The organism is Pseudomonas sp. NFPP12 (assembly GCF_900103205.1).
Lineage (GTDB): Bacteria > Pseudomonadota > Gammaproteobacteria > Pseudomonadales > Pseudomonadaceae > Aquipseudomonas > Aquipseudomonas protegens.
Window position 1 is genome coordinate 267,273 of the sequence record NZ_FMWW01000001.1, and the last position, 11,513, is coordinate 278,785.

The 11,513-nt window shown below is 61.1% G+C and carries 10 protein-coding genes; 6 read left to right on the plus strand and 4 right to left on the minus strand.

Annotated elements, in window-relative coordinates:
* Nucleotides 1–37: 37 nt before the first annotated feature.
* From BLS75_RS01105 to BLS75_RS01120, 4 genes are all read right to left on the minus strand, one after another.
* On the minus strand, nt 38–1,648 hold the full coding sequence (locus tag BLS75_RS01105) for an amidohydrolase family protein (protein WP_072450044.1): 1,611 nt from the start codon (nt 1,646–1,648) through the stop codon (nt 38–40).
* A gap of 98 nt (nt 1,649–1,746) precedes the next feature.
* Complete coding sequence (locus tag BLS75_RS01110; protein ID WP_011061835.1) at nt 1,747–2,976, minus strand: MFS transporter; 1,230 nt, start codon at nt 2,974–2,976, stop codon at nt 1,747–1,749.
* Between the two features lie 47 nt (nt 2,977–3,023).
* A complete protein-coding gene (locus BLS75_RS01115; protein ID WP_239690627.1) occupies nt 3,024–3,833 on the minus strand; it encodes an amidohydrolase family protein in 810 nt (269 codons plus the stop codon).
* A gap of 348 nt (nt 3,834–4,181) precedes the next feature.
* The gene (locus tag BLS75_RS01120; RefSeq protein ID WP_011061833.1) at nt 4,182–4,823 is read right to left on the minus strand and encodes a TetR/AcrR family transcriptional regulator; all 642 of its coding nucleotides are present in this window, start codon (nt 4,821–4,823) and stop codon (nt 4,182–4,184) included.
* 126 nt (nt 4,824–4,949) lie between these two features.
* Between BLS75_RS01120 and BLS75_RS01125 the strand changes: the two genes are divergently transcribed.
* The 6 genes from BLS75_RS01125 (at nt 4,950) to BLS75_RS01150 (ending at nt 11,506) form a co-directional block, all read left to right on the plus strand.
* Nucleotides 4,950–6,986 carry an NADH:flavin oxidoreductase gene (locus BLS75_RS01125; RefSeq protein WP_011061832.1) on the plus strand — a complete coding sequence of 679 codons (2,037 nt, stop codon included), beginning with the start codon at nt 4,950–4,952 and terminating at the stop codon, nt 6,984–6,986.
* A gap of 133 nt (nt 6,987–7,119) precedes the next feature.
* Complete coding sequence (locus BLS75_RS01130) at nt 7,120–8,427, plus strand: M24 family metallopeptidase (protein WP_011061831.1); 1,308 nt, start codon at nt 7,120–7,122, stop codon at nt 8,425–8,427.
* Nucleotides 8,428–8,484: 57 nt separating this feature from the next.
* A complete protein-coding gene (locus tag BLS75_RS01135) occupies nt 8,485–9,294 on the plus strand; it encodes an amino acid ABC transporter ATP-binding protein (protein ID WP_072441382.1) in 810 nt (269 codons plus the stop codon).
* The gene (locus tag BLS75_RS01140; RefSeq protein WP_072450047.1) at nt 9,294–9,935 is read left to right on the plus strand and encodes an amino acid ABC transporter permease; all 642 of its coding nucleotides are present in this window, start codon (nt 9,294–9,296) and stop codon (nt 9,933–9,935) included. The genes BLS75_RS01135 and BLS75_RS01140 overlap by 1 nt, the downstream gene beginning before the upstream one ends.
* Nucleotides 9,932–10,594 (plus strand): amino acid ABC transporter permease, encoded by a 663-nt coding sequence (locus BLS75_RS01145; RefSeq protein WP_072450048.1) that lies wholly within the window; start codon nt 9,932–9,934, stop codon nt 10,592–10,594. Before BLS75_RS01140 ends, BLS75_RS01145 begins: the two co-directional genes overlap by 4 nt.
* Nucleotides 10,595–10,654: 60 nt before the next feature.
* Nucleotides 10,655–11,506: a substrate-binding periplasmic protein gene (locus BLS75_RS01150; RefSeq protein ID WP_072450049.1), complete on the plus strand. Its 852-nt coding sequence runs from the start codon at nt 10,655–10,657 to the stop codon at nt 11,504–11,506.
* Nucleotides 11,507–11,513: the final 7 nt, after the last annotated feature.

Consider the following 11,513-nt stretch of genomic DNA (forward strand, 5'->3'; position numbering starts at 1 on the left):
CCAGCGAAAACCGATGTGCGCAGATCGTCGAGCGGTATCAGAACCCATAGAGCTTTGCAGGGTTATCAACCAAAATCTGCTTGATGAGCGCGTCATCGTTTTCAACCCAGTTAAACAGCATCTCCAGCAGACTGGCATCGTTGGGCATGGGTACCGGTATACAAGGATGTGGCCAGTCGCTCGCCCACAGTAAGCGGTTTGGATTCGCTTCGATCAACGCCCGAGCGTAGGGCGTTACGTCGTCGTAAGGGAAGTCCTTCGATGCTGTAAAGCGATAAGCCCCCGAAAGCTTGACCCACACACGACCTTCTTTTAACAGCCGCAGCAGGTCGGTGAATCCTGGATGTCCCAGCCCGCAACTGGTGGGCATGTGCCCCATGTGGTCGATGACGACTGCGACGGGCAGGCTGGCCACGGTCTCGTACAAGTCGGCGAACTCGGTGATATCGATCAGTAGCTGTAGGTGCCAGCCAAGTGGCGCGACTTTTTCTGCCAGCGCTGCAACATCCGATACCTCAACGCCGCTTTTGAAGATCAGGTTGACGCGCACGCCGCGCACCCCGAGGCGATGCATTGCCCACAAGGTTTCTGTATCGGTATCGGCATCGATCACCACAACGCCGCGGAATGCGCTGCCCGCTTCTTTCAGTGCCGCGAGCGTTGTGCTGTTGTCCGCCCCATAGACGCTGGGTTGGACGATGACCCCGCGACTTAGCCCCAGGGTTTTTTGGACACGTTGAAATGCCTCCAGTGGAGCGGGTGGCGGCGTGTAGGAGCGGTGAGGAGAGAAGGGTTGGCCATTCTCGTCACCAAAAACGTGAAAGTGGCAGTCGCACGCGCCGTCAGGCAAGGTGCGTAGCAATGTACGAGGTTCAGGGTCCGGGCCTGCGCATTGCGGTGCGTAGGTCTCTCCCAGCGAACTCATCCGAGTGATTTCCCAGCCTTGCAATCCTCGCAATCCGTTGCGTTCGGCGGAGTTGATGATTTGTTGCCAGGTGACTCGTCTGGCAAGGTCGGGATCGCCGAGCCTGATCGCTTCGAAGATCGCCTGATGCTCAGCCAGTAGCGTCTCGCCAAGGTCGCTGGAGCGAACCAGGTGGTTCTCCAGTAACGCCGCTTCGTAGACGTGGCTGCACAGAAAAATGATGAAGTTGCGAAAGTATTCATTGCCTGTGGCATCGGCAATTGCGCGCTTGAACTGCAGGCTGTGTTCCACCATGTCCTGACGGTTTTGGATACTGGTGCGCAGGGTGTCCAGTGCCGCTTCAATCTTGTTCAACTGACTGAGTGACCGGCGTCTGGCGGCCATGGCGGCCGCGGCGACTTCGAGGTCCAGGCGCAGCTCATACAGTTGACGCAGCTTGGTGCTATCGGTGAGCTCCTCTTGAGTAATCCGGAAGCTGCTTTGATTGGCTTCGGTTGCAACAAATACCCCAAGCCCCTGGCGACTGACGACGAGGCCGGCCGAATTGAGCCGAGCGACAGCTTCACGCACTACATTTCGGCTAACGGCAAAAGCCTCTGCTAACCGGCTTTCCGTGGGGATGCGATCACCTGGGCGGAGTCGACCTTCACGTATTTCGCTTTCCAGGTGACGAAAAATTTCAACCGAGAAGTGATCGCGTCGGCCAATTGCTTTTATAGTCATTTTACTCAGTCATCAAATGTCAGTTTCAAAAGCTTGAAACGTCAAACGCCCACGTAACGAACATTGCGTGGGCGTTACTCTAACAAATGATGGCTGGCTCAGTGTAATTGCTTGCCCTTGGTTTCCGGGAGGAAGAAGGTCACCACCAGGACAAGGCAGTAGGCTCCTCCCGCGAAGATCGCGATGGCGGTGCCGAGGCTGTATTTGGCGCTTATAAAGCCTACGAGTCCGGGAAACAGAGCGCCTACCGCTCGCCCAAAGTTATAGGAGAATGCCTGGCCATTGGCCCTCACTGCTGAAGGATAAAGCTCAGTCAAAAAGGCGCCCATGCCGCTGTAGATACCTGAAGCTGCGAAGCCCAGTGGAAAGCCGAGAAACAGCATTTGAGTGTTGGTCAAGTTCAGCTGCATGTAGCAGACCACACTGATGGCCGACAGAACGGCGAAGATGATGAAGTTGGGGCGGCGCCCCAGGCGGTCAGACAGGAAGGCGCCGCAGACATAGCCAAAGAATGAACCGATGATGACCACCATCAGATAGCTACCGGTGCCAAAGACCGACAGGCCCTTTTCCAGTTTCAGATAGGCTGGCAACCACGTGGTGATTGCGTAGTAGCCACCTTGAACGCCCATGCAGAGCAGGGCGGATAGCAGCGTGGTGCGCAGGAGCGAGGGTGAGAAAATGTGCCAGAAAGGAACCGAGTTGCCTGTTTCGCTCTGGTGCTTTTTAGTCCGCAGGAATACCTCGGGCTCTGGTACATATTTACGAATGTAGAGGACCAGAAGTGCCGGAACGATGCCGATCCAAAACAGCGACCGCCAGGCAATATCTTCGGGAAGCAAGCTGAAAGACAGTGTGTAGAGCAGTGCGGCGGCGCCCCAGCCAATGGCCCATCCGCTTTGCACGATACCCACGGCTTTGCCGCGATGTTGCGCTCGAACCATTTCGCCGATCAGTACCGATCCCACGGCCCACTCACCTCCGAACCCGAGCCCCTGCAGTGCCCGAAGGACAAATAACTGTTCGAAGTTTTGCGCAAAGCCGATCAATACGGTGCAGATCGAGAACCACAGAATACTGATCTGCAGCAACCGCACACGACCGTATCGGTCTGCCAGAATGCCCGCTCCCCATCCGCCAATGGACGAGAAAAGTAACGTCACGGTACTCAGTAGCCCCACTGAACCCTTGTCAATGTGCCAAAGGGTCATCAGCGAGGCGATGACAAAGGTGAACACCATGAAATCCAGGGCGTCCAAGGCCCAGCCACCAAATGCGGAATAGAAGGTGCGTTTTTCAACGGTATTAAGTTCGCTAAACCAACTCATTATTATTCTCCGGGCAGCACCGCAGTTCTGCTTGGTTATTGTTTTTGTTATTTGAAGTCGTACAGGGCGCCAGGGTTATCAACCAGAATGCTCTGTCGTTGGCGTTCGCTGGGCGCCCATGAAAGCAAGCGATCCAGCAATGAACTTGTGTCGGGCGTACTTTCGAGTGCTACGTGAGGCCAGTCGCTGCCCCACACCATTCGTTCCGGGGCAACGGCCAGCAAGGCATGGGCGAGCGCATCTGTATCGGCATAGTCCGGATGCTGATCACTCAGACGGTAAGCGCCCGACAACTTGACCCACCAACCGTGCTCCGCCACGTTCCTCAGCAGCAACTCAAACCCCGGTTCCTTAATGCCCAGATGGGCCGGGAAGTGCCCGAAGTGATCAATCACGACAGCGCAAGGCAACTTGGCCATCCGAGCCTCAATCTCACTTAGAAGCCGAACATCAATCAGAAACTGCATATGCCAGCCAAGGTCGGCAATTCGATGGGCAAGGTGCTCCATCAAGTCCAGATTCACTCCGCCTCGAAACAGAACGTTGATGCGAACACCACGCACACCCAAGGCATGCATATGCGCCAGTTCGTCGTCGCCAACGTGTTCGTCTACTACCGCGACCCCTCTCAGTTGCTCCTGATGACGTTGCAACACTTCGAGCATGTACCGGTTGTCGGTGCCATAGACGCTCGGCTGCACCAAAACCCCTCGCTGCATCCCCATCGCCCGCAACACCTCCAGATACAGCGCCTCAGGTGCCGGAGGTGGGGTGTAGCTACGGTCGGGTACCAGTGGATAGCGTTCAAGATCGCCGGAGATTACGTGTGCATGGGTGTCGCATGCCCCGGCCGGCATTACGAAGCTCGGGGCCCGGACCTCTGCTCCAGGGGGCGCGCACAAAGGCGGCGAGTCGGTGGCGGGTCGCAAGTGAGACATGGATTTCATCCCCTCGACAGCCTTTCGCGCGTCATCACGGTTGAAAAGCGGCACTTGTTAGTTGTTGGTTGTTGGTTGTCCTACAAGTGCTGGCATGTTGAGTTTTTGCCTCTGCCTTGTCAATGCGTGCAGGCGTGGTTTTTTACACGGGGTTGGGGGGCGTCATCGGGATGCCTGGTCGAGATTGCTCAGCCCCCGGCCGAACCGGCACAGGCTGAACAGGGTATTGAGCAACGCCGGCGGGCCAGGCGGCGGCCCGCCTCGGTTCTAAAGCTCGGCCGCTGAAAAACCGTTGCGCTGGAAGAACCGGTCCAGCTCCCGGGGCAGGGGCTCCACGCCGGTGAAGATCTTCAAGTACTCGGGGATGTAGCGCATGCGCTGCGCCATCGGTTCCTGGGTGTTCATGCTGATGTAGCCGATCTGGGTCAGGTAGATCGAGCGCGCGCGGGTGACGGCGGCGTCATGGGCGAAACCGAAACGGTCGAACATCTGTGCCAGGGCCTGCACCCGCTGTGCATCGGCCTGGCGGATCTCGTGCGCCACTTCGGGGGATTGCAGGGCCCAGCTGCGCATGGCGAACTCGAACTGTGAATCGAACAATTCGCTGTTCAGCCAGCAGTCGAAGACGTTGAGAATCGCCTCGGTGATGGATTCAGCATAGGCCTCGGACTGTGACACCAGGCTCAAGGTGTTCTTGTTCTTCCACAGATTAACCAGGGCTTCGAGCAGGGCTTCGCGGTCCTGGAAATACCAGTAGAAACTGGTGCGCGACAGGTTGAGTTTCTTCGCCAGCGGCATCACCCGCACCGCATCCACTCCCGATTCCTTGAGGCTCTCATAGGCCGCGTTGAGCCAGCTTTCCAGAGAGCCGCGGCCGGCAGCTTCCACATTGTTGCTGGTTGCTTTCATGGGGCATTTTTTCCTTGTCCGTTTAACCTTGACGGGGCGAATGTACACCACTGTCAGCGTCGTTGACACTGGTGTACATTGAGGTCTATCGTCTGCCTTGCCTGATGACCAGTATGCGAGACCGATATGAATAACGATCCGCTTCTTCAGCCCTATCGCCTCAAGCACCTGACACTTCGCAACCGCATTATCACCACCTCCCACGAGCCGGCGTACCCCGAAGAGGGCATGCCGAAGAAATTGTACCGGGCCTACCACGTCGAGCGCGCCAAGGCCGGCGTGGCCATGACCATGACTGCAGGCTCGGCGGCGATCTCCCGCGATAGCCCTCCGGTGTTCAACAACATCCTGGCGTACAAGGACGAAGTGGTCGGCTGGATGAAGGACCTCACCGACGAATGCCACGAGCATGGCGCGGCGGTGATGATCCAGCTCACCCACCTGGGGCGCCGCACCCGCTGGGACAAGGGCGATTGGCTGCCGGTGGTGTCCCCTTCGCACAATCAGGAGCCGGCACACCGAGCCTTTCCCAAGAAGCTGGAAATCTGGGATATCGAACGCATCATCCGCGATTACGCCGACGCCGCCGAACGCATGCAGGCCGCCGGCCTGGATGGTATCGAACTGCAGGCCTACGGCCACCTGATGGACCAGTTCTGGTCGCCATTGACCAACGAGCTGGAGGGCGCCTACGGCGGTTCATTGCACAACCGCCTGCGGTTTACCTTCGAGGTGCTGAGTGCGATTCGCCAGCGGGTGGGCCCGGAGTTTATCGTCGGCATCCGCTACACCGGCGATGAAGTGCTGGCCGGTGGCCTTGAGAAAGAGGAGGGGCTGCACATCTCGCAGCTGTTGAAAGACAGCGGCATGGTCGATTTTCTCAACGTGATTCGCGGCAATATCGCCACCGATGCCGGGTTGACCGACATCATCCCGATCCAGGGCATGCGCAATGCACCGCACCTGGACTTTGCCGGGGAGATTCGTGCCCTGACCGGTTTCCCCACCTTCCATGCGGCGAAGATCCCCGATGTCGCCACCGCCCGCCACGCGATTGCCTCGGGCCTGGTGGACATGGTGGGCATGACCCGTGCGCACATGACCGACCCGCACATCGTGCGCAAGATCATCGAGAACCGTGAAGATGAAATCCGCCCCTGTGTCGGCGCCAATTATTGCCTGGACCGGATCTACAATGCCGGCGCCGCCTACTGCATTCACAATGCCGCCACTGGCCGCGAAACCAGCATGCCCCACGAGGTGCCCAAGGCCGCGCACCCGCGCAAGGTCCTGATCATCGGCGCCGGCCCCGGTGGCCTGGAGGCGGCGCGGGTCGCCGGCGAGCGCGGGCATGAAGTGCTGGTGCTGGAGGTGGCCGACCAGCCCGGCGGGCAGGTGCGCCTGACCGCGCAGTCCGAGCGGCGCAAGGAGATGATCAGCATCATCGATTGGCGCATGGCGCAGTGCGAGCGCCTGGGGGTGAAGTTTCGTTTCAACACCTGGGCCGATGCGGCGATGGTCCTCGATGAAAACCCCGACGTGGTGATCGTCGCCACCGGCGGCTTGCCCCATACCGAAGTCCTGCACAGCGGCAACCAGTGGCTGGTGTCGAGCTGGGACATCATCTCCGGCGACGTGAAGCCTGGGCGCAATGTGCTGGTATACGACGATGCCGGCGATCACGCAGGTTTGCAGGCTGCCGAGTTCATCGCCCGCAGCGGCGCCAGGACCGAGATCATGACCCCCGACCGCTCGTTCGCGCCGGAGGTGATGGGCATGAACCTGGTGCCTTACATGCGCTCGCTGCAGCAGTTGGACACCACCTTTACCGTCACTTACCGGCTCAAGGCCGTGGAGCGCCAGGGCGAGCAGTTGCTGGCGACCATTGGCACCGACTACAGCGACCTGGAGAAAACCCGACTGGTGGACCAGATCGTGGTCAACCACGGCACCCGGCCCCTGGACGAGCTGTATTTCGAGCTGCAGCCCATGGCCACCAACGAAGGCGCCGTGGAGTACAAGGACCTGATTGCCGGCACCGCGCAAAACCTGGTGACCAACCCTCAGGGGCGTTTCCAGTTGTTCCGGATCGGCGATGCGGTGTCATCGCGCAATACCCACGCGGCCATTTACGACGCACTGCGCCTGGTCAAGGACCTCTAGCCACTGCTTGCGCCCTGTTTTGCACAATAAGAAAGACAGCCGTCATCCGTTTCCCTAGCGTCAAGTCACTGCCCCGAACGTTGGTCTGACTGGTTTTGATAAACCTCAAACTCTTCCCAGCGGAGGTTGTTGCATGCACACGGATACCGATTTCACCGAGCTGCTCAATGTCGTTCCCCCAAGCCCCCTGCACTATCGCAGTGATGCCAGCGTCACCGGCCATGCCCTGGCCCCGGTGGACCACGGCCTGCTGGCGGCCTATGCCGCGATCGACCGGCCGGCGCTGCGCCAGTACCGCCTGGAGCGCATTCGCCAGCAACTGCGCAAGCAGGATTACGCCGGCGTGCTGCTGGCCGACCCGATCAATATCCGCTACGCCACCGATACCAATAACCTCGGCCTGTGGGTGATGCATTCCCCTAGCCGTTACGTATTCGTGGCCACCGATGGCCCGGTGGTGCTGTTCGAGTTCGACAGCAGCCGGCACAACAGTGAGCACATCGAGACCATCGATGAAATTCGCCCGGCGATCCCCTGGCTGTATTTCCTGGCCGGCCCACGGGTCGAGGAGAAGGCCGAACGCTGGGCCCTGGAGGTGGCCGACCTGCTGACCCGGCATGGCGCCGGCAATCGTCGCCTGGCAGTGGACCGCTGCGACCCCTGGGGCGCGGAAAAGCTCAAGGCCAGGGGCATCCAACTGTTCGATGCCCAGCCGCTGATGGAGCAGGCGCGGCTGATCAAGTCGGTGCAGGAGATTGCCAGCCACCGGGTGTCGATGGATGTGTGCGACCTGGCGATTGCCCGCATGCGCGCCAGCCTGGTGCCGGGCATCACCGAAAACCAGCTGTGGAGCATCATGCACGGGACCAACGTGGCCCAGGGCGGGGAGTGGGCCGAGAGCCGCCTGCTGAACTCCGGGCCGCGCACCAACCCCTGGTTCCAGGACGCCTCGGACAAGCTCATCGCGGCCGGGGAGATGGTCTGTTTCGACACCGACATGGTGGGCCCGGGCGGTTATCTCTCGGACATCTCCCGCAGCTTCATCTGCCCCGGCAAGGCGCCGACGGCGGCCCAGCGCGACCTGCTGGACATCGCCTCGCAGCAAATCAGTTTCAATCTCGACCTGCTGCGCCCGGGGCTGTCGTTTCGCGAGTTCGCCGAGGGCTGCTGGCCGGTGCCCAGGCAGTTCGAGCACAACCGCTACATGATGATGCTGCACGGTGTGGGCCTGGTCGATGAGTACCCCAGCGTGGCCTACGCGGTGGACTTTGCCGAGTGGGGCTATGACGGCCACTTCGAGGAAAACATGGTGCTCTCGGTGGAGAGCTACATCGGCGAGCGGGGCGGCCATGAAGGCGTGAAGCTCGAAGAGCAGGTGCTGATTACCGCTGCTGGAGCGGTCAAGCTTTCCCGTACCCCGTTAGTCGACGGCGATCGATAGCAGTGGTTGTTGCCTGATTCTTGCAGGCACGGCGTCTACCCTGTCCGGAGAAAAACAATGAGCAGCATGACCGTGATCGAAAACGCCAGCCCCCTGGCACCGCCCCCGGTACCCAGCGCCGAACCTTTCCTGCGACTGGAGGCGATCCATAAGCAATTCGGGCCTTACCCCGTATTGCACGACGTGTGTTTCGAGATGGCCAAGGGTGAGGTGGTGGCGATCATCGGCCCCAGCGGCTCGGGTAAAAGCACCTTGCTGCGTTGCATCAACCAACTGGAGCCCGCGACCCGGGGGCGGGTCAGCATGGGCGGGGTGGCTATCGAAGCCGGGCGCCCGCTGCCCCGGAGCGAGCTGCTCAATCTGCGCCGGCGCATCGGCATGGTGTTCCAGTCGTTCAACCTGTTTCCGCACCTTACGGTGCTGCGCAACGTCAGCCTGGCGCAGGTCCGCACCCTCGGCCGCAGGGCCGAGGAAGCTGATGCCCGCTCTTTGCAGTTGCTGGACCGGGTGGGGCTCGCGGACAAGGCCAACGCCTATCCGGCGCGCTGCTCCGGCGGCCAGCAGCAACGCATCGCCATCGCCCGGGCCCTGGCGCTGGATCCGGAGCTGATGCTGTTCGATGAGCCGACCTCGGCCCTGGACCCCGAGCTGGGCCTGGAAGTGCTGGCGGTGATGAAGGAGCTGGCGCGCGAGGGCATGTCGATGCTGGTGGTGACCCACGAGATGCACTTTGCCGAGACGGTGTCCGACCGGGTGGTGGTGATGGCCGAAGGGCGGATCATCGAGCAGGGGCCCAGCGCCCAGGTGATGCGCGAGCCGCAGCACGCGCGGGTGGTGCAGTTTCTCCAGGCCGTGAGGAATCGCTGATGGCGGATATTCTGCTGGTCCTGTTGCGCGGCGTGCCCTGGACCCTGAGCGTGACCCTGGGCGCTTTCTGCATCGGCGTGGTGCTGGGCTTTCCACTCTGTGCCCTGCGTCTGTCGAACCTGAAGCTGTGTCGCTGGCTGGCGGCGATGCTGGTGCTGACCCTGCGTTCGATACCGCCCATCGTCTGGCTGTTCTTCATCTTCTTCGGCATCGGAGGCGGCTACATCGCCTTGTCGCCGTTCGCTGCCGCGGTGCTGGGCCTGGGGCTGATCACCGCGGCGCATATGTCGGAGGTGTATCGCGGTGCCTTTGCGGCGATCCCCCAGGGGCAGTACGAGGCGGCGCAGGTGCTCAATCTGTCGGCGCCCCAGCGCTTTTTCGATGTGATGCTGCCGCAACTGGTGCGCATCGCCATTCCCACCTCGGCCACCTATGCCATTGGCTTGCTCAAGGACTCGGCCGTGGCCTCGACCATCGGTGTCGGTGACGTCAGCTTCCAGGCGTACCAGATGTCCCAGCAAACCTTTCAAGGGCTGGAGGTGTACAGCGTGGCGGCGCTGGTCTACCTGATTCTCAGCGTACCGGTGGCGCTGTTCTCGCGCTGGCTGTCGGCCACCCTGAAGCAGAGGATTGCCCGATGAACGAGATCCTGACGATGTGGCTGGCCTGGTTTCCCGAGCTGTGGAAGGGCTTTGTGCTGTCAATTCAGGTCACCGCCGCCAGCCTGGCACTGGGGGTGGTCCTTGGGTTGTTGCTGGCGCTGGGTATGTCGGCGCCCCGCCGGGCAGTGCGCTACCCCTCGTTGCTGATAGTCGAGCTGGGGCGTGGCGCGCCGGCGTTGATCCTGTTGCAGTACTTCTATTTCGGCCTGCCTTCGGCGGGCCTGACCCTGAGTTCTTTCTGGGCGGCAGCCCTGGCGCTGGCCTACTGCACTGCGGCCTACACCAGCGAGATCATTCGTGGCGGCATCGAGGCGGTGGCCCAGGGGCAGAACGAGGCGGCCGAGGTGATCGGCCTGAACCGCTTCGATGCACTGCGTTTCATCATCTTGCCCCAGGCGTTGCGGGTGGCTCTGCCGTCGTTGCTGGGGTTCTCGATCATGATGTTCCAGGCCGCGTCGTTGTGTTTCACCATCGCGCTCCCGGAGATCGTCAGCCGCGCCTCGGCCATCGGTTCATCCACCTTCGAGTACATGCCGGTGCTGTCCCTGGCCGGCCTGATGTATGCCGCTGTGTGTGCGCCCGCGACCCTGGGCGTGGCGGCGCTGGAGAAAAAACTGGCCCCCAGCCAGCACGCATGACCTGCTCGAGCCGTCTTTCGGCTGCCATTCTCTTAATGCAACCCATGCACAGGTGAAGCCATGATCCGTTCATTCAAACGCATTGTTCGTTGGGCGTTCCTTTGTTCCTCCCTGGTGGGAGGTTCGGTGCTGCTCGGTGCCCCCCAGGCTCTGGCCGACTGCAAGCCGGCCCACTCGTTTGAAACCCTGACTCCGGGGGTGTTGAGCGTCGCGGCCTGGGTCTTCCCGCCGTACTCGATCCCCGGGCCGGGCAACCAGTTGAGCGGGGTCGATGGTGAAATCATCAAGCGCATCGCTGCCAGGGAGTGCCTGGATATCAAGCTGACAGTGGTGGACCCGGCGGCGGTGGTCCAGTCGGTGATCGCACGGCGGGCCGACGTCGGCATCGGCGACTGGTACCGTACCGCCGAGCGCAGCAAGGTCCTGGGTCTGACCGCGCCGCTGTACCTGGACGTGATGGGGATCATTTCCAGCGAGGGTTATTCGAAAATTTCCGAGCTCGAAGGCCAGCGCATCGGCACGGTGCAGGGTTACCTGTGGGTCGACGACTTGAAAAAGGCCTTTGGCGACAATCTGGTGCTCTACCCCAACCCGGTGGCCATGGCTCAGGACCTGACGGCCAAGCGGATTGCGCTGGGCATCGACAGCTTTGCGGTGGGTGTGGCTTCGCAGCAGAAGGGTGCCTACCGGGGCATGAGCATCAAGGTCTCGGAGCCCGACCCGCGGGTTAAGGCTACCCTGGAGCCGGGGCAGACCAGTTTTCCCCACACCAAGGCCAATACGGCGCTGAGTGAGGCGCTTAATGAAAACATCCAGGCCTTGCATGCTTCTGGCGAAATTGCCGAGATACTCGGCTCGTTCGGCCTGGATAAACAAGCCGCCAACGTGGGGGCGCCACGCCTGGTGGAATGACCCGCAG